Origin of the sequence: Thermococcus sp. PK (assembly GCF_000430485.1) — an archaeon.
Lineage (GTDB): Archaea > Methanobacteriota_B > Thermococci > Thermococcales > Thermococcaceae > Thermococcus_A > Thermococcus_A bergensis.
This window is the reverse complement of the sequence record NZ_KE387149.1, coordinates 861,490-883,303: the sequence shown is the minus strand read 5'-3', so window position 1 is coordinate 883,303 and position 21,814 is coordinate 861,490. Positions and strand designations below refer to the sequence as shown.

At 45.0% G+C, this 21,814-nt stretch carries 22 protein-coding genes, 1 tRNA gene and 1 pseudogene; 17 read left to right on the top strand and 7 right to left on the bottom strand.

The annotated features are described in order from the left end of the window. Both THEPK_RS12635 and THEPK_RS06810 read left to right on the top strand, forming a co-directional pair. Positions 1-264: pseudogene (locus THEPK_RS12635) on the top strand (IS6 family transposase); the annotation flags it as partial. 426 nt (positions 265-690) lie between these two features. After that, entirely contained in the window at positions 691-1,284 is a 594-nt protein-coding gene (locus THEPK_RS06810) for a Flp pilus assembly complex ATPase component TadA (protein WP_015849835.1), read from the top strand. On the opposite strand, the gene THEPK_RS06805 is transcribed toward THEPK_RS06810, so the two are convergent. Next, a complete protein-coding gene (locus THEPK_RS06805; RefSeq protein ID WP_042699870.1) occupies positions 1,281-2,426 on the bottom strand; it encodes a pyridoxal-phosphate-dependent aminotransferase family protein in 1,146 nt (381 codons plus the stop codon). The genes THEPK_RS06810 and THEPK_RS06805 overlap by 4 nt on opposite strands. 200 nt (positions 2,427-2,626) lie before the next feature. Between THEPK_RS06805 and THEPK_RS13605 the strand changes: the two genes are divergently transcribed. The 3 genes from THEPK_RS13605 (at position 2,627) to THEPK_RS06795 (ending at position 4,324) form a co-directional block, all read left to right on the top strand. Further along, the gene (locus tag THEPK_RS13605) at positions 2,627-2,917 is read left to right on the top strand and encodes a hypothetical protein (protein ID WP_232194551.1); all 291 of its coding nucleotides are present in this window, start codon (positions 2,627-2,629) and stop codon (positions 2,915-2,917) included. Then, a complete protein-coding gene (locus tag THEPK_RS13600; protein ID WP_232194550.1) occupies positions 2,917-3,168 on the top strand; it encodes a hypothetical protein in 252 nt (83 codons plus the stop codon). Before THEPK_RS13605 ends, THEPK_RS13600 begins: the two co-directional genes overlap by 1 nt. A gap of 181 nt (positions 3,169-3,349) precedes the next feature. Continuing rightward, positions 3,350-4,324: an archaeosine biosynthesis radical SAM protein RaSEA gene (locus tag THEPK_RS06795; RefSeq protein ID WP_042699867.1), complete on the top strand. Its 975-nt coding sequence runs from the start codon at positions 3,350-3,352 to the stop codon at positions 4,322-4,324. 524 nt (positions 4,325-4,848) lie between these two features. Here THEPK_RS06795 and surE read toward each other — a convergent pair. Beyond that, positions 4,849-5,631, bottom strand: coding sequence for a 5'/3'-nucleotidase SurE (gene surE, locus THEPK_RS06790; protein ID WP_042699864.1), 783 nt, complete (start codon positions 5,629-5,631; stop codon positions 4,849-4,851). A gap of 654 nt (positions 5,632-6,285) precedes the next feature. On the opposite strand from surE, the gene THEPK_RS06785 reads away from it, so the two are divergent. From THEPK_RS06785 to THEPK_RS06755, 7 genes are read left to right on the top strand one after another with little or no spacing between them, the layout of a single operon-like run. After that, positions 6,286-6,543, top strand: a complete 258-nt coding sequence (locus tag THEPK_RS06785; RefSeq protein ID WP_004068965.1) for a 2-oxoglutarate ferredoxin oxidoreductase subunit delta — start codon at positions 6,286-6,288, stop codon at positions 6,541-6,543. A 4-nt stretch (positions 6,544-6,547) separates the two neighbouring features. Then, positions 6,548-7,765 (top strand): 2-oxoacid:acceptor oxidoreductase subunit alpha, encoded by a 1,218-nt coding sequence (locus THEPK_RS06780; RefSeq protein WP_042699860.1) that lies wholly within the window; start codon positions 6,548-6,550, stop codon positions 7,763-7,765. A gap of 53 nt (positions 7,766-7,818) precedes the next feature. Then, entirely contained in the window at positions 7,819-8,682 is an 864-nt protein-coding gene (locus tag THEPK_RS06775; protein ID WP_042699857.1) for a 2-oxoacid:ferredoxin oxidoreductase subunit beta, read from the top strand. Beyond that, positions 8,672-9,184: a 2-oxoacid:ferredoxin oxidoreductase subunit gamma gene (locus THEPK_RS06770; RefSeq protein ID WP_042699854.1), complete on the top strand. Its 513-nt coding sequence runs from the start codon at positions 8,672-8,674 to the stop codon at positions 9,182-9,184. Before THEPK_RS06775 ends, THEPK_RS06770 begins: the two co-directional genes overlap by 11 nt. Continuing rightward, complete coding sequence (locus tag THEPK_RS06765) at positions 9,181-10,338, top strand: 2-oxoacid:acceptor oxidoreductase subunit alpha (protein ID WP_042699851.1); 1,158 nt, start codon at positions 9,181-9,183, stop codon at positions 10,336-10,338. The genes THEPK_RS06770 and THEPK_RS06765 overlap by 4 nt, the downstream gene beginning before the upstream one ends. 5 nt (positions 10,339-10,343) lie before the next feature. Beyond that, on the top strand, positions 10,344-11,189 hold the full coding sequence (locus THEPK_RS06760; protein ID WP_042699848.1) for a 2-oxoacid:ferredoxin oxidoreductase subunit beta: 846 nt from the start codon (positions 10,344-10,346) through the stop codon (positions 11,187-11,189). Further along, positions 11,186-11,746: a 2-oxoacid:ferredoxin oxidoreductase subunit gamma gene (locus tag THEPK_RS06755; protein WP_042699846.1), complete on the top strand. Its 561-nt coding sequence runs from the start codon at positions 11,186-11,188 to the stop codon at positions 11,744-11,746. The genes THEPK_RS06760 and THEPK_RS06755 overlap by 4 nt, the downstream gene beginning before the upstream one ends. Positions 11,747-11,789: 43 nt before the next feature. Here THEPK_RS06755 and gltA read toward each other — a convergent pair whose 3' ends face one another. Together gltA and THEPK_RS06745 are read right to left on the bottom strand one after the other, a co-directional pair. Next, a complete protein-coding gene (gene gltA / locus THEPK_RS06750) occupies positions 11,790-13,232 on the bottom strand; it encodes an NADPH-dependent glutamate synthase (RefSeq protein WP_042699843.1) in 1,443 nt (480 codons plus the stop codon). Then, complete coding sequence (locus THEPK_RS06745; RefSeq protein WP_042699840.1) at positions 13,233-14,081, bottom strand: sulfide/dihydroorotate dehydrogenase-like FAD/NAD-binding protein; 849 nt, start codon at positions 14,079-14,081, stop codon at positions 13,233-13,235. It abuts the gene before it with no gap. Positions 14,082-14,242: 161 nt separating this feature from the next. Between THEPK_RS06745 and THEPK_RS06740 the strand changes: the two genes are divergently transcribed. Continuing rightward, a complete protein-coding gene (locus THEPK_RS06740; RefSeq protein WP_042699836.1) occupies positions 14,243-14,707 on the top strand; it encodes a DUF192 domain-containing protein in 465 nt (154 codons plus the stop codon). Positions 14,708-15,000: 293 nt separating this feature from the next. Here the strand turns inward: THEPK_RS06740 and trm5b are convergent, their stop codons facing one another. Next, on the bottom strand, positions 15,001-15,993 hold the full coding sequence (trm5b, locus tag THEPK_RS06735) for a tRNA (guanine(37)-N1)-methyltransferase Trm5b (protein ID WP_042699833.1): 993 nt from the start codon (positions 15,991-15,993) through the stop codon (positions 15,001-15,003). Positions 15,994-16,079: 86 nt separating this feature from the next. On the opposite strand from trm5b, the gene THEPK_RS06730 reads away from it, so the two are divergent. After that, a tRNA-Glu gene (locus tag THEPK_RS06730) sits at positions 16,080-16,157 on the top strand. Positions 16,158-16,261: 104 nt separating this feature from the next. On the opposite strand, the gene THEPK_RS12410 is transcribed toward THEPK_RS06730, so the two are convergent. Next, positions 16,262-18,289: a hypothetical protein gene (locus THEPK_RS12410; RefSeq protein WP_052315907.1), complete on the bottom strand. Its 2,028-nt coding sequence runs from the start codon at positions 18,287-18,289 to the stop codon at positions 16,262-16,264. A 109-nt stretch (positions 18,290-18,398) separates the two neighbouring features. On the opposite strand from THEPK_RS12410, the gene THEPK_RS06720 reads away from it, so the two are divergent. Together THEPK_RS06720 and THEPK_RS06715 are read left to right on the top strand one after the other, a co-directional pair. Next, complete coding sequence (locus THEPK_RS06720; RefSeq protein WP_042699832.1) at positions 18,399-19,397, top strand: FecCD family ABC transporter permease; 999 nt, start codon at positions 18,399-18,401, stop codon at positions 19,395-19,397. Beyond that, a complete protein-coding gene (locus THEPK_RS06715; RefSeq protein ID WP_449355854.1) occupies positions 19,381-20,112 on the top strand; it encodes an ABC transporter ATP-binding protein in 732 nt (243 codons plus the stop codon). Before THEPK_RS06720 ends, THEPK_RS06715 begins: the two co-directional genes overlap by 17 nt. A gap of 4 nt (positions 20,113-20,116) precedes the next feature. Here the strand turns inward: THEPK_RS06715 and THEPK_RS06710 are convergent, their stop codons facing one another. Next, positions 20,117-20,641, bottom strand: coding sequence for an NTPase (locus tag THEPK_RS06710; protein WP_198011307.1), 525 nt, complete (start codon positions 20,639-20,641; stop codon positions 20,117-20,119). 77 nt (positions 20,642-20,718) lie between these two features. On the opposite strand from THEPK_RS06710, the gene mtnA reads away from it, so the two are divergent. Further along, a complete protein-coding gene (gene mtnA, locus THEPK_RS06705; RefSeq protein WP_042699823.1) occupies positions 20,719-21,783 on the top strand; it encodes an S-methyl-5-thioribose-1-phosphate isomerase in 1,065 nt (354 codons plus the stop codon). Positions 21,784-21,814: the final 31 nt, after the last annotated feature.

The window sequence follows — 21,814 nt, the reverse complement described above, 5'->3', positions numbered from 1 at the left end:
AAGTCAGCGTTTAAGAGTCTGGGGTTGGGTTATCTGCATGTGACTTTCGGGCCGAGAAATAGTGTTGAGCGCTGGTTTAGGACTGTTAAGGAAAGACAAAGCGTTTCTGGAATAATTTCAGGAGTGAGGACTGGAGGAGGGTTCATAGGTTTGTTTTTCTGTTTTGCCTTCTGGTATAATTTTGTCAGAATTCATTCTAGTTTTGGTGATCCGCCTGGTGATGTTACTGAATGGCTTCAGGAGGTGATGCCCCAGTTATCCTAACAGTATCTGTATTTTCAGTGGAATTTTGTTTAAGAGTACAGCAAGGCCATTGATTACTAATCTCAAACCCATCTTCGTTTTTTAACGCTCTCCCCTTCCAATATGGAGGGTTATTCTTGAGTATTCTATATCTGGAGTGTTATACAACTACAACTGTTAATCTACCCTTCCACGGAAAATATCAGTCTTTTACTTCCCTTTGCACAGGGGTTTTTATCCCATGAAAATTGGTAGTTTTTCACTGCGAGGGGTTTTGGCTATAAAGGAAAATTAATAATTCCAATTGGGGATGCTTTGTCATTAAAGCGCATTTTCCTTTTGAAAGTCTCATCTTTCAGGGTAGGAGATGATTAGCGGATTGCGACTTTTGAGTACTACCGTATAATTAATAACATCAAAACCCAAATATCTTTTGGTGACAAAGAAATGGGCGTCTATATCTTTACCCCCGAAGATCTTTTGAGGTATGAAACCATAACCAAGGACCAGCTTGAAGTGATTAAAGATGCCATACTAAAGAAGGGAGATATTCTTGTTGTTGGGACAAGCAGAGCTGGTAAAACAAAGCTTATCGAGGCAATGATTCACCTGATTCCAGACGAATGGGAAATAGTGGTTGTTACTGCCTATGGCGAGTTTAAACCATTCAAGAAGAACATCCATGTGATAGACACTGAGTTCAATGAGAAGAGCACCAAGCAGAGAACTGAGGAGGTTATAGAGGAAATCAAGAAGCTCAATCCAGATTACGTCGTTATAGACACCCTCCATACGGTCGACATTCCCTATCTATTGGACAAAATAATCGATGATTATCCACTTATAATTTCCTCCCTTGTTCTATCGAGGGACTTACTTGAGGAAATAAAACACTGGCTTAGAATAGACGACAAGACCCTTGCGAGGTTTGAGCTGGTTATTGAGTTGTATAGAGACATAAAGAGCGGCCTTAGAAGAGTGAACGCAATATACAGAGTTGTTCAAAAAGATGGAAAAATAGAGCTGGAAAAGATCGCTTAAACCTTTGCCTTCAATTCTTCTATTACTTCTTTTAAGTTCTGGAGCATCTCCTCAATGTCCTCAAAGGTCATATAGCCCATGTTTCCAATTCTGAAGGTCTTCTCCTTTATGCCCTCACCGTAGCCCTTGGCAAGCTCGAATCCTCTCTCACGCATTGCATTGTATACCTGATCACCCTTTATGCCCTCTGGAGTAAGCACAGCTGTTATTGTTGGGCTTTCGTAGCCGGGTTCTGCCAGAATATCGAGACCAATTTCCCTAACTCCGTTTCTTATCATCTCGCTTCTCTTTCTGTACATTTCGAGCCACTTCTCTTTTCCGCCCATCTTCTCGATTATTCTAAGCACGACGTTTAGACCAAACTCCTGGGGCATTGCTGGGGTCGAGGGTGGGCCCTGCTTTTCCTTCTGCACTTTTATATATCTTGGAATGTCAAAATACCATCCTCTCTCTTCCATTTTGTGGGCTATTTCAATAAATTCCTCGCTGAAGGCTCCAACGGCTAATCCCGGAGGCACACCAAAGGCTTTTTGGGAGCTTCCAAAAACAACATCGATTCCCCACTTGGTGAACTTTATGTCAGCTCCACCCATTGCGCTAACAGCGTCAACGAAAACAAGCTTATCGTGCTCTTTTGCTACTTTAGCCAACTCTGGCAGTGGGTTAAGAACACCGGTGGAGGTTTCATTATAAGTTATTGTGACGGCTTCAACATCAGGGTTTTTCTTTAAAGCCTCGTCGAGGTCTTCTGGCTTGACAGCCTTTCCGGGCTCGTATTCTAGGGTTACAGCTTTTCTTCCGTTGGTCTCTACAACCTGCTTGTACCTCTTTCCGAAAGCACCAATTATTGTCACAAGGACTTTTCCACCCTTAGAAACACCGTTTCTTATGCTTGCTTCCATTACTCCAGTTCCAGAGCTTGGGAAGAGAAGAACTTCCCCCTTCTCAACTTCGAGGAACTTCTTGAGCCTTTCAACGGTATCGACGTGCATTTGTTTGTATTCCTTAGATCTGTGGCTGAACATTTGAACCTTCATTATTTCAAGAACTTCAGGGAAGCAGGCAACTGGCCCTGCAGTAAAGAGTTTGTATTTTGGCTTTACTATTTCGTAAACCTCTTTATAGGCATCTTCAAACTGCATGGTATCACCCAGTTGAATGACATTTCATGATTATAAAAACTTTAGCTTAACCATTGGTGGTACTACAAAAATGAAGGAACCAGAAAAAGTTCTCAAGTAATCTCTCTGGCCCTTCTTTCTTTACCGGAACAAACATGCAATACCGGGCCCTCGTCAAAGACAAAACCTTTTATATGGGTTCTCACAACTTACATACTGCGATGATGAATGAATCCAATGCTGAAGAGATGATTGACCCCAGAGTGGCTGAGCGTGAAAATATGGAAACTGAACTTAAAAAGCTAAATGAGAATATGACAAAGCTCTCCAGACAGGTAGATGAGATACAGGAGGAATTAGATAGAAAAAATCGGCCTGACAAACTCGGATGGGATGACGTGGTTCAAGAGATTATTGGTGCTATAACGTTTTCCATCCCGTTCCTTTTCACAGAGGAAATTTGGGAAATAGCCAAGACAATAGAGATATGGCGAACACTTGCCATTTTTTAATGACGCTCTTCGTGGCTTACCTGTTTATCTCAAAATCCAAGCTGTCGAACATAGAAAAAGAAGAGTGGCACCGCATACCCAAAAGGTTACTCACGGTCACGACAGTCTCCTATATGACCTCTGTTCTCCTGATATACATTTACGGCATAAACAACATCGCCAACCTTTCTCTGGGGCAGTACATCAGTGCCACGATCATTGTAAGTACTTTTGCCGTTATTGGGGCGATAGCGGTTGACCTTGTAAAGTGAACAGCAAAATTGCAACTGCGTAAACTTTTTCAGCCCTTAAGGGGCTTTTATTTGGTCCTTATTTTTGTCAAAGGGCATCCTTCAACCATATAACTTTCATCCAGTACATTTTGCTTTATCTCTATGAGCGGTTCCATCAAACTTAAAAAGCCCCCTTCTAAGCTTTGGTGGGTGGGAATTAATGACGTTTTGGACAAGCGAGGACAACGTTGCTGGGAAAAAGGGAACTGCTCTCTATGTTATTTTGCCTACAATCGGATGCTACAGGTATAGAATTGGAGAAGCATGTTATATGTGCTCATATCCTGTAGAGGCCCCTAAAGTCCCCAAGAGCCAGGAAGAGCTTGTGGAATACTTTAAAAAAGCTCTCAAAAAAATTGAAGGTAAAAAAGGTCCGATAGCAGTTAGGATTTTTACGTCGGGGAGCTTCTTCGATGAAGGAGAAGTTAAGAGAGAAACTAGAAGGAAAATCTTCTCTATACTGGCGGAGATGGATAATGTCGAGGAAGTAGTTGTAGAAAGCAGGTCGGAGCTCGTGAGATATGATGCAGTGAGAGAGCTTGTTGAAATTCTTAGCGAGAAATACTTCGAAGTCGCCATAGGGTTGGAGACCGCGAATGATGATGTCGCGGACGTGAGCATAAACAAGGGGAACACCTTTGAGGAGTTTGTAAGGGCAAGCGAGGCAATTAGAGAGGCTGGGGCCAACGTTAAAACGTACCTCCTCCTTAAGCCGATCTTTTTGAGCGAGAGGGATGCAATTGAAGATGTAAAGGAAAGTATAACGAAAGCTGTTCCATACACGGACACCTTTTCCATAAACGTGACCAATATACAGAGGGGAACAACCTACGAAAGGCTGTGGGAAAAAGACGAATACAGACCACCTTGGCTTTGGAGCGTTGTTGAAATATTGAAGTGGGCTAAAGAGAACTTCCCTGAGAAGAGGATTCTGAGCGACCCGGTAGGGGCTGGCTCAAAAAGAGGCCCCCACAACTGCCTCACCGACTACGACAGGACCATTGGAAAGGCCATAAAGAAGTTTTCAGCGACACAGGACTTGGGCTACATAGAGAACCTTAAGCCCGAGTGTAGAGAGGAGTGGGGGTACATAGTCGAGAACGGCCTCCTCGACTGGCAGCTGGTGACTTGCTGACCTCCTCCCATCATTGGCGAGGGTTCATTTTAGCTCCTCACTAACGGCGGGGAGGTTTGAGGGGTCTCATTAAAACCCGCTGTTAGCGGGTTTCTCAACCCCTCGGGGAGGGTCTTCCCCCCGTTACCCCTACCTCCCGCTAAAGCAGGAAGGCTCGGGGTTATCGTTCAAACCCCATATTGGGGTTTCCAACTATTTGCGGCGGTTTTTAGAGGACGCTTAACAGCGTCATCCTCCCGGGAGCGGGAGGACACGTTGAAACCCCTCTTCTCATCGGGTTGTCTTTGAGTAGCCTTTCCAAGGCTTTATTACGCTTTTGAGTTTAAAAGAGTTTCGATCATTTAATGGTCAAGTTTTCAGGTTTTGCATCCCCTCCCTAAAGGGCAAGGCTTGAAAAAAGAAAAAGGTAAAGCTCTTTCTCAGATTTTCCTTTTCTTTAGACCTGGGCAGTCAAAGTGTCTGAAAAGATAAAGTAGTGGAGCTGTTTTTTTACTTCTTTGAAAGCCTCGTCCTTTAGGGCAGGGTCAGGTCTTTCCAAGGAGAATTCTCCGGAGCTCTTCAAAATCCACACTGGCAGTCATGTCAATGTTTATGGGCGTAACGCTTACCTTTCTCTCGACCTTGAGTGCGTAGGCGTCCGTTCCCGGCTCAAATGTCTCGGTCTTCCTCCCGACTATCCAGTAGTAGGAGTATCCCCTCGGGTCTATCCTTTCCTCCACAGTCGGACAGTATCTCTTCCTTGCGAGGCGTGTTATCGTTATTTCCGTCTCCGGGGTTGCATCGCTCGGGACGTTTACGTTGAGCATGTCGACACCATCTGGAAGGCCCCTCCCAAGGAGGGCGTGGGCTGTCCTTTTAAGGAAGTACGACGCGACTGAGAAGTCTGTCCCTTCCCCCTCTCCAAGTGTCTTTCCCCATGCCACCTCAAGGCTTACGGCTATGCTTGGGATTCCATGAGTTGCAGCCTCAATGGCGGCTGAAGCAGTCCCAGAAACGGTTATCTCCGTGCTGAGGTTCTCGCCGAGGTTTATGCCACTAACCGCTAGATCAAAGTCCCCAAACCTCGCTATGGCAAAGATAACGCTGTCAGTTGGAGTGCCGTCTACCCCATAGGCAATCTTCGCACCCGGGACGTCTACGAGCTTTGCCCTTATAGGTCTGTGGAGGGTCATTGCCCTACCGCTGGCGCTCCTCTGGAAGAGTGGGGCAACCACATAGACCTCCCCAAGGTTAGAGAGGGCCTTCACAGCCGCCCGGATTCCATTTGAATATATCCCGTCGTCGTTTGTTACGAGTATCTTTGGCATGATAAAAATTCGACTTCGCCTTTTAAAAACTCTCACTTCCAATCCGCTCTGGGTGAGAGGAATAACATACCGGACGAGTGAAGACAACGTGGCAGAGGCTCCACAGCTGTGGCGAGTGCGATAAAGCCATTGCAAGAGCAATTAGAGAATTCAAACACACCGGACATCGGGTTTTTCAAAAATATTGAGCACAACTTTTTGAGAGAGTGAGAATACATAAGTTTCCGAAGAACTGCTTGACTGGCAGATTCAAATATGATGACCACACAGAGCGTAGAGTTGGGACTTTGTGTTCTCAATGCTTGTTTTTTCTGTTGAAGTGTCGAGGGGGCATCTTTAATTATTGTTAGATGATGAAGTACAGTTTATGTCTAGAGGGTGATTTCTCTATCTGTGAACCTGACTTTGCAGTTATTAACCGTTGTTTAAATTGTACTCTGCCGTTGGCTTTACAAATGTAAACTTGAATCCCAAGAATTCCAAGCTATACTAGGACTGTTTGGTGATTGTTTTTGTACAATGTGGGCATGTTTGTTAGGCATTTCCTCAAAAAAAGCAACCTGGGGGCCGAACTTATCGATAGATGAGAAAATTTTCGAAAACTTTAAATGCTTTACATACGTAAAAATACTTAGCAGATCGTGGGTGATGATTATGGCAAATGTCGAAGTTAAAAAAGATAACTATCTGGCCGTTGGAAGAACCGAAGCCGTAGAGATAAGTGTTGACACTTTCCTCTGCAAGGGATGTGGCATTTGTGTTGAACTGTGCCCAAGGAAGGTTTTCGAGTGGAGTCAGGAACTTAGTGAAAAAGGTGTCCACTATCCGATTCCAGTACATGCCGACAAGTGCGTAAAGTGCAAGCTTTGTGAGCTTCTCTGCCCGGACTTCGCAATAGCTGTTAAGTGGTGAGAAAATGATAATCCGGGGGGACGAGCCCGACCAGATAGGGCTCCTAAAAAAGCTTTACCCAAAGGGAAACTACTTCATGCAGGGTGACGAAGCTATAGCGTATGGGGCTCTTTTTGCCGGGTGCAGGTTTTATGCTGGCTATCCAATAACGCCCGCAAGCGAAATTGCCGAAACAATGGCGAGAGAGCTTCCGAAGCTTAGGGGATACTACATCCAGATGGAAGATGAGATAGGGAGCATAGCCGCTGTTGTTGGAGCATCCTGGACGGGACTTAAGAGCATGACCGCAACTTCTGGCCCGGGATTTAGCTTAATGCAGGAAAACCTTGGTTATGCAGTATTTACGGAGACCCCCTTGGTTTTAGTTGACGTTCAAAGGAGCGGCCCTTCGACAGGTCAGGCAACAAAAGGTGCACAGGGAGATTTCTTCCAGGCAAGATGGGGGACTCATGGAGACCATCCAATAATTGCTATTTCTCCAACGAGCGTGGAGGACAGCTTCTGGGAAACAATAAGGGCGTTTAATCTGAGTGAGAAATTAAGAATACCCGTGATTCTCCTTGCCGATGGGATAATAGGGCACACGAGAGAGCAGATAAGAATTCCCGACCCAGAAGAAGTTGGGATAACCTATAGAAAGCTTCCTGCTAATGAAGAGGAGGCAAGGTATCCATTTGGCGACATTCATGGGGACTTAATCCCTCCAATGCCGCTTTTTGGCAACGGCTACTTCACCCACGTTACGGGCTCTACGCATAAGGAAAACGGCCTAAGGGATGTTTACACGCCCGAGGTCCACGATCGCCTGGTTAGAAGGCTCCACAAGAAGATAGAAGTTCACGAGAAGGAAATCCAAAAGTGGGAAGAATACTACACCGACGATGCAGAGATTCTGCTCGTGAGCTGGGGCGTAAGCGCGAGGCCATCGCTTGGAGCGGTAATAGAGGCGAGAAAGAAGGGAATAAGAGCTGGACTCATTGTCCCGAAGACCGTTCACCCGTTCCCGGGAAAGAGAATTAAGGAGCTCTCTAAGAAAGCTCACACGATTCTTGTGCCCGAGATGAACCTTGGGCAGATGATACTTGAGGTGCAGCGCTTTGTAAGGGAAGAAGTTCCGGTTATTGGCGTGAACAAAATAGGGGGAGTTCCACTGACGGTAGAGGAGATTTTAAAAGAAATAGAAAGCTCAGCCGAGCGTTCTCGTCACCGTTCGGCGGATTAGATATTCATCATCGCTGAATAAAGTTGGTGTTTGGATATTTAAAGGTGATGTGTATGTCAAAACCAATTCACACGAAGTATGAGATGATTAAGTACCTCCGAAAGGAGGCTCTCCCTACTGCCCTGTGTCCCGGATGTGGTGGTGGGACTGTATTGAACGCCTTTGCGAATGCAGTGGATCAGTTAAAAATTGACCCGCGTGATTTAGTTGTCGTGAGTGGGATAGGGTGCTCGGCTTGGATAGCCTCACCGTACTTTCTTGCTGACACATTACACACAACACACGGAAGAGCAATAGCATTTGCAACGGGTGTTAAGGTGGGTTTGCCGGACAAAAAGGTTGTTGTTATAAGCGGTGACGGGGACTTGGCGGGAATTGGAGGGAATCATCTCCTCCATGCAGCAAGGAGGAACATTGACATAACTGTAATCCTTGTAAACAACTTCATATATGGGATGACCGGCGGCCAGGTGGCACCAACAACTCCCTTTGGAGCAATCACCACCACAACACCCTATAGGAACATTGAGCATCCACTAAAGATAGCCGAAACCGTAGCCTCCGCTGGGGCCTCTTATGTGGCAAGGTGGACCACTTTTCACGTTTACCAGCTGATAGAGAGTATAAAAAAGGCATTAACCGTTAAGGGATTCTCGCTAGTAGAGGTGATTTCTCAATGTCCCGTGCAGTTCGGAAGGAGAAACAGAATGAAGACTCCAGCAGAGATGCTTCGCTGGTTTTCAAAGAATGCTGTCCCAATAAGCAAGGCAAAGAGTATGTCCCCTGAAGAGCTTGAGGGCAAAATTATCATCGGGGAATTTGTGAGTAAAGAAAAGCCTGAGTTTACAGAGGAGCTTAACAGGCTTATCGATGAGGTTGCTCAATACTACGGGCTGGGTGGTGAAGATGCAGATTAGGATTGCGGGTATTGGAGGACAGGGGGTCATTCTCGCGGGGATAATCCTTGGAGAAGCAGCTGCTATAGAAGGGCTCAACGTTGTTCAGACTCAAGATTATGGCTCTCAGAGCAGAGGAGGACATTCTATAGCTGACCTCATAATCTCAAAGGAACCAATCTACGATTTAATGGTCACAAAGGCTGATGTTCTTGTTGCTCTCGCCCAGCTTGGCTATGACTCCACAAAGGACTCTCTTCGCAAGGATGGGATTTTGATAATTGACACCGACCTTGTGAAGCCTGATAGGGAGTATGTAGGCGCACCTTTCACAAGACTTGCTGAGGAAAAAACTGGCTTGGCTTTAACTGTTAACATGGTTGCGCTTGGTTATCTGGTTGCGAAAACAAATGTCGTAAAGAAAGAAAGTGTTGAAATGGCCATAAAGAGAAGAGCCCCCAAGGGGACGGAGGAAATAAACCTAAAGGCTTTTAGAATAGGTTATGAGGAGGGATTGAAATGAGATATCCATTTCCTGTAGGTGATGCAGATTTTATTCAAGGCGATGAAGCCATAGCAAGGGCTGCCATCTTAGCCGGGTGCAGGTTTTATGCCGGCTACCCAATAACGCCCGCAAGCGAAATTTTTGAAGCAATGTCCCTTTACATGCCCCTTGTTGATGGGGTAAGCATTCAGATGGAGGACGAGATAGCTAGCATTGCCGCCGTGATAGGTGCTTCTTGGGCCGGTGCCAAGGCAATGACGGCAACTTCTGGCCCGGGCTTCAGCTTGATGATGGAGAACCTTGGTTATGCAATAATGACCGAAACCCCCCTAGTTTTGGTAAACGTCCAGAGAAGCGGCCCATCAACGGGCCAACCTACTTTGGCGGCTCAGGGAGATGTAATGCAGGCCATTTGGGGTACACACGGCGACCACAGCTTAATAGTCTTAACACCAGCTACAGTTCAAGAGGCCTTCGACATGACGATAAGGGCATTCAACCTTGCAGAAAAATACAGGACTCCCGTTATATTGCTGACGGATGCAGAAGTGGGACACATGAGGGAAAGAGTCTACGCTCCACATCCAGATGAGCTTGAGCTAGTTTACAGAAAGCTCCCCGCTAATGAGGAGGAGGCAAAGTATCCATTTGGCGACATTCATGGGGACTTAGTTCCCCCAATGCCAATCTTCGGGAAGGGGTATAGGACGTATGTTACGGGATTGACGCATGACGAAAGAGGAAGGCCGAGAACAGTTGATGCAGAGATCCATGAAAGGCTCGTAAAGCGCATAGTTGGTAAGATAGAGAACAATAAGAAGGACATCATTGATTATGAAACCTACGGGCTGGAGGATGCCGATATAGTGCTGGTAAGCTTTGGAATTGTTGCGAGATCGGCTATGAGGGCCGTTAAGGAACTTCGCAAGGAGGGCATAAAAGCTGGATTGCTCAAACTTAATGTAATCTGGCCTTTTGACTTTGAACTGATAGAGAGAATAGCCGAAAATGCAGAAAGGATGTATGTGGCAGAGATGAACCTTGGTCAGCTCTATCACCTGGTTAGAGAGGGAGCCAACGGAAAGGCCGATGTCGAGCTCATAAGCAAGATAGGCGGAGAGGTTCACACCCCAGAGGAGATAGTAGAGAGAATTAAGAAGGATTTGAGGTGAGGAAGATGTATCTAAAATCCAGCTATGAGATTAGGGACAAATACCTTAGAAAAGACATGCTTCCCACGATATTCTGCCCCGGATGTGGTATTGGGGCTGTTTTGCAGTACACCCTTAGGGCCATTGATGATCTCGGCCTAAACCAGGACGAAATAGTGTGGGTAAGCGGTATAGGCTGTTCCTCCAGAGTTCCCGGCTATGTGAACTTTGATGGTCTCCACACGACCCATGGAAGGGCATTGGCTTTTGCTACCGGCATTAAAATGGCAAATCCAGACCTCAAAGTAATAGCTTTTATGGGCGATGGTGATGCCGCAGCCATAGGTGGAAATCACTTGATTCACGCCATAAGAAGGAACCTAGATGTTACCGTTATTCTCGTCAACAACTTTACCTACGGAATGACGGGAGGGCAGGTGGCACCAACGACTCCAAAGGGTCTTAGGGGAACAACCGCCCCATACGGGAGCTTTGAGAATCCATTCGACATTGCTGAGCTGGCGGTTGCTGCGGGAGCGAACTATGTTGCAAGATGGAGCGTTTTCAACTACCTTCAAGGCATAAACAGCATAAAGAAGGCCCTGCAGAAGAGGGGCTTCACCTTGGTGGAGTTCCTATCTCCATGTCCAATAAGCTTTGGAAGAAGAAATAAGCTCAAAACAGCCCCGGAGCTCATAAAGTGGTATCAGAAGATAACTGTCCCCATAAGCAAAGCAAAGGACATGCCTCCTGAGGAGCTCGAGGGCAAAGTCGTCATCGGAGAATTCGTGGACAGGGACAGACCGAGCTTGGTAGAGGAATACGAAGCCTACAAGAGGAGAGCAAAGAAAATAATGGGGTGGGAAGAATGAGGAAAGAAGTCCTTATAGGTGGCTTTGGAGGACAGGGAGTTATCTTAGCGAGTGTTATCCTTGGAAGAGCGGCGGCAGTTTATGAGGGCCTTTACGCAGTTCAAACACAGGCTTATGGGCCAGAGTCAAGAGGAGGTGCTAGCAGAGCTGAGGTTGTGATAAGTGATGAGCCTATAGACTATCCAAAGGTAATGGCCCCAGATTGTGCGGTTTTGCTCTCCCAGCAGGCTTATGAGAAGTACTTACCGCTCGTAAAGAAAGGAGGGATTGTAATACTCGAGAAGGAATTAGTCCCCAACAGAAACGAAGAGCTCGAGAAAAACTTCAAGGTTTTCGCAATTCCTCTAACTAAGGTAGCGGAAGAGACGACTGGCTTGAGCTTAACAATGAACATTTTAACCCTTGGAGTTCTCGTCAAGCTTACTTCTGTTGTGAGCGAGGAATCCATAGAAAAAGCCGTCCTCGATTCAGTGCCAAAAGGAACCGAAAACATAAACCTAAAAGCCCTCAGAAAGGGGTTTGAGCTTGGTGAAAAAGCCAAAAACGGGGAACTTTAACCCCTTTATTTTTTGTCGTGCCCAAAAATAAATTGAAATAAAGTTAAGCCGGAAGACGCTTCTTCTGGATGTATTCGTCTATCGCCTTCGCGGCCTTCTTTCCGTCTCCCATAGCCAGGATAACGGTTGCTTCTCCTCTTATGGCATCCCCGCCCGCAAAAACTCCGGGAATGCTTGTCATAAGGTTTTCATCCACCACAAGGGTGCCGTCAGGGTTGGTCTTGAGGCCAGTAGCTTCTTCGCTTATTATCTTGTTGGGCTCAAGGCCGATAGCTATTATGACTGTATCAGCTTCAAGCGTGATGTATTCGCCGGTCCCCACTATCTTTCTCTTTCCTTTGGCATCTCTTTCCTCAAGAGGTCTCATCTTCTCGAATTTAACGGCCTTGACCTTCCCGTTCTCGTCACCGATGAACTCCACTGGATTGAGGAAGAACTCAAACTTAACACCCTCTTCCTCGGCGTGCTTGATTTCTTCAATACGGGCGGTCATGTCCTCTCTTCCTCTACGGTAGGCGATGGTAACTTCGCTTCCCATCCTGAGAGCGGAACGAGCTGCATCCATAGCTGTATTCCCGGCTCCAATCACGATGGTTTTCTTTCCTATGGAGATGGGCTCATCGTATTCTGGGAACTTGTAGGCCTTCATGAGGTTTATTCTGGTCAGGAACTCGTTGGCGGTATAAATTCTATCGAGGAGTATGCCGGGGATGTTGAGGAGCTTTGGTGTTCCGGCACCGGTTCCTATGAAGACTGCATCGTACTCCTCAAGAAGCTCTTCGAGGGTCACCGTTTTTCCTACTATGTGATCGAGCTTTATCTCTACACCCAACTCGTGAAGTTTGGCTATTTCTTTGTCGAGTATCTCTTTTGGGAGTCTGAATTCAGGGATGCCATAGATGAGAACTCCTCCGGGCTTGTGGAGAGCTTCAAAAATTGTTACCTTGTAGCCCATTTTAGCTAGTTCTCCAGCACAAGTGAGTCCCGCTGGTCCTGAACCTACTACAGCTACTTTCCCCTTTATCCCATTCTCTTCGGAAATAAATTCCTTAAGAAGTTCCTCATCTATGCCGTGTTTTCTTGCGTAATCTGCAACAAATCTCTCGAGCTTCCCTATGTTAATGGGATCACCAACTTTACCCATGACACAAGGGGCTTCACACTGCTCTTCTTGGGGACAAACTCTACCAGTGACGGCAGGTAGTGTGTTGTCATTCCATATGACGCGGAGAGCGTTTTTAACTGCCTCATCAGGATTCTCGGAGTTCTCGCGGAGGGCCTTTATGAAGCCCGGAATGTTTATGTGAACGGGGCAACCCTTGATACACGGGGCATATTCGGGCGGGCACTGTATACACCTCTCGGCTTCCTTCACTGCGGAAGCGAAGTCGTAACCAAGGTTAACCTCTACAAAGCTTTTTACCCTCTCCTCAACTGGAACTTCTGGAGTAGGAACGCGCTCTTTGATGAGTTTGGATCTAGCCATTTAGATCACCCCCTTCTCTCTTAACTCTGCAATGTAGCGCTCTCTTGCAAGCTTTTCTTGCTCTGCAAAGCGGGCGTTTCTCTTTATGGCGTCGTCCCAGTCTATCTTGTGTGCGTCCATCATTGGCCCGTCCCTGCATGCGAACTTTATCTCCCCATCGTAGAGAACCCTGCAAGAGCCGCACATGCCTGTCCCGTCGACCATTATCTGTCTCACCGTAACGATGGTTGGAATTCCGTAAGGTCTGGTTAGTTCGGCGAGCTTCTTAAGCGAACCGAGCTTTCCACCAGCAAAAACAATATCGACTTTATCCTGCTCAATGAGTTCCTTTAGAATGTCCAGATAGTGGCCTTTTCTCCCAACACTGCCGTCTTCTGTTGTAATGTAAAATTCATCGGCAACTGGCTTTGCGAGGTACTCCTCCGGATACGTGTTGGCCTTGTTCTCAAAGCTGTGGATGGCTATAGTGTAGTTGCCCGCTTCCTTCATGGCCTTGAGTGTAGCATAAGCTTCTGCCTGAGCACATACCGCATCAGCTGCAAAAACCACGTTTCCATAGTGCTTAACTTCAATTGGCTTTCCAAGAGGGCCAGTTATGCTTAGAATTTCGTCCCCAACATGGAATTCGTGCCACAGCTTGAGGGTTGTGACGCCGTGTCTTCTTATGAACATCCCTATCTTGCCGTCTTTTGCGTAGTACACGGACATTGGAACTCTTTCCCCTTTTTCATCTGGAATCAAAACGACGAACTGTCCGGGCTTCCAGGATTTTGCTATATGAGGGGCCTCAACTTCCATAAAAAAGTCAATTGCACTCAGGTTTTCCTTTTTTGTTATCTTATACCCCACAATGCACCACCTTGTACATATGTTTTGGTTTGTACACTATAGTTGCTAACCCCTAGTTTATAACTATTTTTTAAACCGAAGGTTAACAACTGAAGGTATTTTCAAGTGTTGCGCATCATGTCGCAACGCTTATTTAGATGGTACCTTATCCTACATTTGATATGCTGATAAACAAAACAAAGGGCAAAATCTGGAGTGGAAAGGTCAAAGTTGCGGATACGTTCTTTAGGAGATTTAGGGGGTTAATGCTAAAACCTAACATAGACTATGCCCTCGTGTTTATCTTGCCAGCGGAGACAAGGATAAACGCCTCGATTCATATGTTCTTCATGCTCCAGAGTATAGATGTTATCTTCTTGAACTCTTCCCGGGAAGTTGTTGATCTGAAAAAGGCCCGCCCTTGGAGAGTCTATGTGCCAAGGGAAAGCGCTAAATACATAATTGAGGCTCCTCTGGGGGTTATCGATTATTTAAACGCCGAAATCGGAGATGAAATTGACTGGAAAGTTGAGGAGGAAAGAAAAGCCGTTCCCTCTCCCGTTGGAGCTTTAAACAAAATAGACATAAAGAGCTCAAACAGCGCGATAAGTCTTGCAGAGCCCAAACCCAAGCTTAAGGGGAAATGATGTGGATGCTCTCATTGTACACTGCATAAAGAACAGGGCGAGAAAGGAGGTCAGGTTGGCTCATAAAAACAGAGGAAACTTAAAGATGCCTCATATAACGGCAGGGAAATTGCCAAACTGCTTGCCCTTCTTAATGGTGCAAAAACACTAAAAAAGGACGACATTCTGGGAACACTTCATAAGCTCGGAGATAAAGATGCCCTCTCTGTATACACTGCATATGCCGTTTGATGAGGAGTTTTTGAGAAACTTCATTGTCACAAGGTGTAACGAAATTTTGAGAAAAGCTAATCTCAAAACACGGCAAAATCAATCGCGATGTTGAACTGATACGGAGCATATGGCCTTACTTTCCTTTTTTCGAGAATCTTTACGCTTTTTCCAAGCTCCTCTGCAGCCTGCTCTATCATCTCTATGTGCTCGTCAAAGAGGTTATCCTCATGTGAAAATCCATAGTAGTGAACCACTCCACCTTTTTTGACGCTTATCATTGCTTCTTTCAAGAATTCGTGGGCAAACTTGGGAAGGTTCATTATCACACGATCGGCTTTTATTTGACCAGCTACTTTTCTTACGTCCCCAAGGATCGGGATAACGTTTTCAACCTTGTTCAGCTTTTTGTTTTCTTCTAAATATTTTATTGCCCAGGGGTTAATATCACATGCAAAGACCAGCCTCGCCTTTTTTGCGAGAAGAATTGAATACGGTCCAACTCCAGCGAACATATCAAAAACGACCTCTCCTTCTTTGCTCTTCTTAAAAACCCTCATCCGCCCTGTTGCAAGCCTTGGGGAAAAGTAAACCTTCGCGACATCTAGCTTTAGCCTTATTCCGTTTTCTCTATGAATGGTCTCGGTTCTCTTCTCTCCCGCAAGATGAATGAGCTCCCTCACCCTGTATTCTCCTAAAACTTTGCTCCCTTTTGCAAAGACTGCCTTTATGTGCTTGTGTGCTTTCAATATTGCTCTTCCAATGTTTTTCCCATACGGGATGAGCTCCTCTGGGAGTTCTATTATGGCGATGTCTCCTATTATGTCGAAGGACGATGGAAGAAGGGGTTTGAGTTCAGAAGGAATTTCTACAACCTCCCTGTAGCTATGGGGCCGCTTTTTGGCTCTTTCAAAATTCTCTTCAACTATCTCAAAGCCCTTGATCTTTTCCTTCACTGGGAATATTACAAACTCCCCATCGCGTTTGGCTTTATAATTAGTATCCAGCACCCCAAGTTCTAAAAGCTGTTTTCTCACTTTCTCAGCTTCTCTTTTAAGAACCTTCACTCCAATCATTTTGCATCACTAAAGGATTTTTAAGGTCTTTAAAAGAGTTTTGAGCGAAAAGTTTTTAAATGCATCTCAACGTTAGGATATTGGACGCCCCGGTGGTGTAGCCCGGTCAAACATGCGGGCCTTTCGAGCCCGCGCCCCGGGTTCAAATCCCGGCCGGGGCACCATAAGAAACTTTTCTGGGAAAATTTCATCAAAGCTCACATGCGTTTTAGAATGTTGGCGTTTTCAGTATTTAAAAAGAAAAAAGAAACGAAGCTCATCTAAAATCTCAGCTTGTTAAAAATTCTGCAAGCAGGTTTACATAATCTTCATTTACTCCCTCTGAATACGTCAACACCTTTTCCCCTGTTTGGTACCTATCTTTTCCAGCCAGCACTATTACTATCTGCCCCCTCTCCCAGACGTCTCTCTTTATGAAGATTCCCTGTTTTCCATCGATTATTCTTTTTTGTTCGTATTCATCCAAAACTTGTTTTATGTATTCTCCGACTCCCTCATATGCCTTTGGACCGCCAAGAATTATTATGATGTTGTTCTTCTTATAGGCTTCAAATTCATCTGGCTTTACTCTTGTAACCATGGCACCTAACTTTTCAAAGTGTTCTTTGATGTATTGCCCCTTTATATTCCAGTCAATATCATTTGAGAGTATTGTTATCTGGACAATTGGTGCGAAAGTCTTTATTGGCTCAAAGTTCGATGCCCATTCTATAAGATCCCTCAGCGCAAGCAGTTCTAATTCTCCTCCTGCCTCGATTTCAAAAGAGATGTACACACTTCTTATTCCGTCTCCCCTATGTTTCTCGTCTCTCGTTATAACTGTGGAAAGATAGTCCTTTGAGAGAGCTCCCATATTTATGAGGTCTCTGTTTATAGCCCCTAGTAGACGAACTCTCTCTATAATCCTCTGATTAGGAGTTAGCGGGATTAATGTGGCACCTATTTGAACAGTTATCTCGTCGTCTGTAATTCTAAGATTCCTTAAAGCATCTACTAATGGGAAGTCAAGTGTGTATATACCCTGAGAGGGATTTGCATATCCGAATATTCCCTTTTGTATTTCAAAGAACTCCAAAATCTCGTTCTTTTCTAACCTCTTTTTCTCCCTTATTTTATTCTTGGCAAACTCTATGCTTTCTGAAGGCAAAAGATACTGCCATCCAAAGGCTGTATCTGTTCCGTTAGCGAATTCTATAAAGGATGTACTTTTTAAGATGCTTATATCCTTGACCAAAACAGTCTCAGCTGAAGGTATAAATGGCAAAATAGTTGGAATCTCCATTATTGCGTAGTTGTTCTTGTTTGCCAGCTCCATCTTTGCTTCCTCTAATACTGGAAGTAGTTCAAGACCAACCAGCGTTGCTAAACTCCCTTTCTCATATGCATCAAAGTTGCCTATATGTGAAATTGGGCCTACCTGTACTGGCTTTTCCCCATCATACACGATGCCATCAAAAAGAGTTCCATGGGTAACTATTATTCCAGCGTTGTTCTCTCTTAAATACTCGATGAGAGCTTGAATACTGGGAATTTCCCACCTTTTAAGCCACAGATTTGAAAGAATAACGACTTTTGGCTTTATTTCCATAAGGGCACTTGTAAGTTCTTCTGGAGATATTATTGTGAGGTTGTAGTAGATTCCAAGGTATTCCCAGTGGTGTCTTTTCAAGAACCGTGGATAGTGTGTAAAAGGCAACACTTTGTCCAGCATCTCTTTATAATCACTTAAATCTACTGGATACTTCTCTGTTGAGTTCACTAAACGTTCTACATTCACAGCACCTTCCAGAAAGACTTCCTCCTTTACCGAAGGATCCACTATTAGTATTCTCTTTCCAGAGGGATTAACAACAAAATATTTCCCAGTGATGCTCTCGCTTAAGTGCCCTTCCTTGTCTTTTACAGTCACCTTAAACTCTACAACACTACCGGCTTTTTGGGCAGGAATGGTGGCCTTTCCGTAAAATGTCCTTAATACTGCACTTTTATTGTATATCCTACTGACTATTGAGTCATATATCTCCTCGTTCTCGTTGATATTGGCTATCTGTGTAGGCCTGGTTTGCCATTCTCCGTAGTTTACCCTGTAGTAGAAGGTTATCTCCTCAAAATCAAGATCTTCTATTACATAGAAATAAACTGTATATTCTTGACCTTCCGGTATTGAAAGATATTTGGGATAAGGATTTCCAAGAATCACGATGGAGGGCTGTGGATTTTCTATGAGGATCTGCCCAGCTGCAAAGTTTGAAATGACCAAAATCAAAAAAATGCTGGTTGCTAACACTTTCTTCATAGTAGTTCACCCAATCTGATATTAGGTGTTAGGAGTATTTATACCTTCTTTTCATGTACTAGGGATTAAGTTTTTATATACGAGTTTGGATAAATAATCCAGTGAGACCATGAAGAAAACTGCTCCATTAGTAATCTCATCAATAATCCTTGTCATTTTAGGGATAGCTGTTGGTCCGGTAAAGATACCTTTCCGGGATATTCTGGTAGCTTTCAGTTTGGAGAATTTAAAAAAAGCATTTTCGAATCCAAACTCGCTTAATGGAAACAGCTACATTATCCTCCAGATAAGACTGCCTCGGGTTATATTGGCATATCTTGTTGGGGTAAGCTTGGCTTCAGCTGGTACTGCCTCCCAAGCCCTCTTTAAAAATCCGCTTGCAGATCCGTATATAATTGGAATAAGTGGGGGAGCTGCGGTTGGTGCCTCAATAGCTGCGATATATTTTCCCCGGTACATGGGAGTTTTTGCTTTGCTTGGGGCACTTTTAGCAGTTTTAATCGTTTATAGGATTGCAAGGGTTAATGGTCATATTCCGGTGGATACGTTGCTTTTAGCAGGAATTGCCTTGGGATTTTTTACAAGTGCTCTAACATCTTATCTCCTCTACGTAGGCAGGGAGAAAATCCACAACGCAATCTTTTGGCTTATGGGAACATTTAACGGAGCCGATTGGGGAGACGTTAAGATGGTTTTGTTTTCATCTGTAGTAGGGGTTAGTATTTTGCTTTTCAGCTGGAGGGAGCTAAATCTGCTCCTTTTGGGGGAGGAGAGCATTTCAATGGGCCTTGATATAAATCGCTACAGAAAAATAGTAATTGGTGTTATCTCTCTTTTGACGTCATTTGCCGTGGCTACCAGCGGAATAATAGGGTTTGTGGGTCTGATAAGCCCGCACGCCATGAGGATAATATTTGGCCCAAATCATAAGAGACTTTTACCCGCTTCGGCCCTTTTTGGGGGGACTTTAATGGTTTTTGCCGACATATTTGCCAGAATAATCCTAAAACCAGCAGAAGTTCCGGTGGGAATTATTACAGCTCTCTTTGGAGCCCCGTTTTTCCTGTATCTCCTCATAAAGAAAAAGAGGGGTGAGCTGTTTGGATAAGCTTGAGGTTAATGTGTCATTTTCCTATGGCGAAAAGCAGATTTTAAAGGATGTGGAGTTTTCAGCTAGAAAGGGAGAGCTTTTAGCAATTGTAGGGCCCAACGGCGCTGGAAAATCAACCCTTCTGAAATGTTTAGTTGGAATTTTAAAGCCTTCTGGATATGTCAGGCTAAACGGTCTGGATTTGTTAAGTTTAAAGCCCAGAGAACGAGCGAAGTACATTTCTTATGTTCCGCAAAGTTCGTTTCCAGAGTTTGCGTTTACAGTTGAAGAGTTTGTCGAGCTCGGCACGTATGCAACTAGGGGCAGCGTGGAGGAAGCATTAAGAAAGGTGGGAATGTGGGAGAGAAGGAAAGAGCTCGTAACAAAGCTGAGCGGGGGAGAATACCAGCTGGTGCTGATAGCGAGGGCTTTGGCTCAAGGAAGCGATGTTATGCTGCTTGATGAACCAACTTCCCACCTTGATATCAATCACGCTCTCCGGATAATGGATCTTTTAAAGGGCATCAAAGACGAGAAAATCCTTGTGGCTGTTATGCACGACTTAAACCTCGCTTTGAACTATGCAGACAGGGTTGTAGTTCTAAACAAAGGGCAGATACAGTGGAGCGGCAAATCTTCCGCCCTAACCCCAGAGGTTCTGGAGGGGGTTTATGGTGTAAAAGCGAAGATAGTTGATGTGGAAGGGCAAAGGGTTGTTGTGGCTTTGGAGTGAAGCTCTAGAACTTTAGAAGCATCCTTAAACTTTCCATGATTTCTTGTCTTATGTGTTCTCTGTTCTCTGGTGTTAAAACGTAAAGCTTTCCGTAGTCCTTGAATCGCTTTGCATAATTTCTGTGAACTGTCGCTAAAAGTGGTTTTTCGCTCTTAACAGCTTTTTCCACAGCTTCTGCAAACTCCATGCTTTTGTATTCCATTGCCCCAATTTCGTCAATAATTATGAGGTCTGCATCCTCAAGAGCCCTTTTTATTGCCAAAACTCCAACGCGGTTTAAGTCCTCAAGATTCACAACGTACCTCCCTACTCTCGGATAACCATCTCCAATCCAGGCTAAGATGCCTTCTTCTCCAGTATCGAGGGCTTTGATTTTGAATCCGACTCTTCTACCCTTTTCTCTTACTTCCTGTGTTACAAAGCCTCCAATTTTTAAGTTGTAAGCTTTCAGCTCTTCGGCAACTCTTAATACGAGGGTTGTTTTGCCCACTCCCGGTAAGCCGGTGATAAAGATTTTCATCAAGCCCACCATTAATCGTATGATGGGAAATACTTAATAAGTTCTCCCAAAAATACCTTAACATCACAAAGCTTGGGGTGATGGGCATGGAGATAAAATACAAGCCCGAAGAACTTACAAAGCTCCCGAGAAGTGTGGAGTTCAGGGAGGGAAAGGTCTACATTATTGACCAGCTTCTGCTTCCGAGGGAGTTTAAGGTAATTCCTTTGAGCACTGTTGAAGAAGTTGCTAGGGCAATAAAAACCCTCCAAGTCCGCGGGGCTCCGGCAATAGGGGCAACAGCAGCCTATGGGTTAGCTTTACTTGCAGAGAACAGCAAAGCAAAAACCAAAGAAGAGTTCTTTGATGAATTTTACAAGGCATTTGAAATCCTTAGAAACACCCGTCCAACGGCGGTGAATCTCTTCTGGGCACTCAACAGGATTAAAAACCTTGTAGAGGAGCACAGAGAGGAAAGTCTTGGCGAAATAAAAAGGCTAATCGTGGAGGAAGCCCATAAAATAGCGGATGAAGATGTCGAAGCGAACCTCAGGATGGGTCACTATGCGGCGGAAATCCTCCCTGAGGGGAATATCCTAACCCACTGCAACGCGGGGAGCTTAGCCACAGTCCACCTCGGAACTGTAGGGGCTGCGCTTAGAGTTATGCACAAAGAGGGCAAGCTCAAGCTTTTATGGATTGATGAGACTAGGCCGGTTCTCCAAGGCGCAAGGCTCTCCGCTTGGGAGTACCACTATGATGGGATTCCACTAAAGCTGATAAGCGACAACATGGCTGGCTTTGTGATGCAGCAGGGAATGGTAGATGCGATAATAGTCGGTGCTGATAGGATAGTTGCCAACGGAGACTTTGCCAACAAAATTGGAACTTACTCTCTGGCCGTGCTTGCGAAGGAGCACAAAATACCCTTCTTCACCATAGCACCCCTCTCAACCATTGACATGAGCCTCAAGAGCGGCAAGGAGATTCCAATAGAGGAAAGGCCCAAGGAAGAAGTCCTGACCTGTGGAGGATGCAAAATAGCTCCCGATGTTGACGTCTACAACCCAGCTTTTGATGTAACGCCCCACAAATACCTCACAGCAATAATCACGGACAGAGGAGTCGTTTATCCGCCGTTTGAGAAGAACTTGAAGAAGCTCTTTGAATAGCCTTAGGATTTAAATATTTCCACCCCAATTT

Excerpts from the sequence above, each read along its gene's own strand:
- THEPK_RS06810 (WP_015849835.1), top strand. The coding sequence starts at position 691 with ATGGGCGTCTATATCTTTACCCCCGAAGATCTTTTGAGGTATGAAACC.
- THEPK_RS06805 (WP_042699870.1), bottom strand. The coding sequence starts at position 2,426 with ATGCAGTTTGAAGATGCCTATAAAGAGGTTTACGAAATAGTAAAGCCA.
- THEPK_RS13605 (WP_232194551.1), top strand. The coding sequence starts at position 2,627 with ATGATGAATGAATCCAATGCTGAAGAGATGATTGACCCCAGAGTGGCT.
- THEPK_RS13600 (WP_232194550.1), top strand. The coding sequence starts at position 2,917 with ATGACGCTCTTCGTGGCTTACCTGTTTATCTCAAAATCCAAGCTGTCG.
- THEPK_RS06795 (WP_042699867.1), top strand. The coding sequence starts at position 3,350 with ATGACGTTTTGGACAAGCGAGGACAACGTTGCTGGGAAAAAGGGAACT.
- surE (WP_042699864.1), bottom strand. The coding sequence starts at position 5,631 with ATGCCAAAGATACTCGTAACAAACGACGACGGGATATATTCAAATGGA.
- THEPK_RS06785 (WP_004068965.1), top strand. The coding sequence starts at position 6,286 with ATGGCAAATGTCGAAGTTAAAAAAGATAACTATCTGGCCGTTGGAAGA.
- THEPK_RS06780 (WP_042699860.1), top strand. The coding sequence starts at position 6,548 with ATGATAATCCGGGGGGACGAGCCCGACCAGATAGGGCTCCTAAAAAAG.
- THEPK_RS06775 (WP_042699857.1), top strand. The coding sequence starts at position 7,819 with ATGTCAAAACCAATTCACACGAAGTATGAGATGATTAAGTACCTCCGA.
- THEPK_RS06770 (WP_042699854.1), top strand. The coding sequence starts at position 8,672 with ATGCAGATTAGGATTGCGGGTATTGGAGGACAGGGGGTCATTCTCGCG.
- THEPK_RS06765 (WP_042699851.1), top strand. The coding sequence starts at position 9,181 with ATGAGATATCCATTTCCTGTAGGTGATGCAGATTTTATTCAAGGCGAT.
- THEPK_RS06760 (WP_042699848.1), top strand. The coding sequence starts at position 10,344 with ATGTATCTAAAATCCAGCTATGAGATTAGGGACAAATACCTTAGAAAA.
- THEPK_RS06755 (WP_042699846.1), top strand. The coding sequence starts at position 11,186 with ATGAGGAAAGAAGTCCTTATAGGTGGCTTTGGAGGACAGGGAGTTATC.
- gltA (WP_042699843.1), bottom strand. The coding sequence starts at position 13,232 with ATGGCTAGATCCAAACTCATCAAAGAGCGCGTTCCTACTCCAGAAGTT.
- THEPK_RS06740 (WP_042699836.1), top strand. The coding sequence starts at position 14,243 with ATGCTGATAAACAAAACAAAGGGCAAAATCTGGAGTGGAAAGGTCAAA.
- trm5b (WP_042699833.1), bottom strand. The coding sequence starts at position 15,993 with ATGATTGGAGTGAAGGTTCTTAAAAGAGAAGCTGAGAAAGTGAGAAAA.
- THEPK_RS12410 (WP_052315907.1), bottom strand. The coding sequence starts at position 18,289 with ATGAAGAAAGTGTTAGCAACCAGCATTTTTTTGATTTTGGTCATTTCA.
- THEPK_RS06720 (WP_042699832.1), top strand. The coding sequence starts at position 18,399 with ATGAAGAAAACTGCTCCATTAGTAATCTCATCAATAATCCTTGTCATT.
- mtnA (WP_042699823.1), top strand. The coding sequence starts at position 20,719 with ATGGAGATAAAATACAAGCCCGAAGAACTTACAAAGCTCCCGAGAAGT.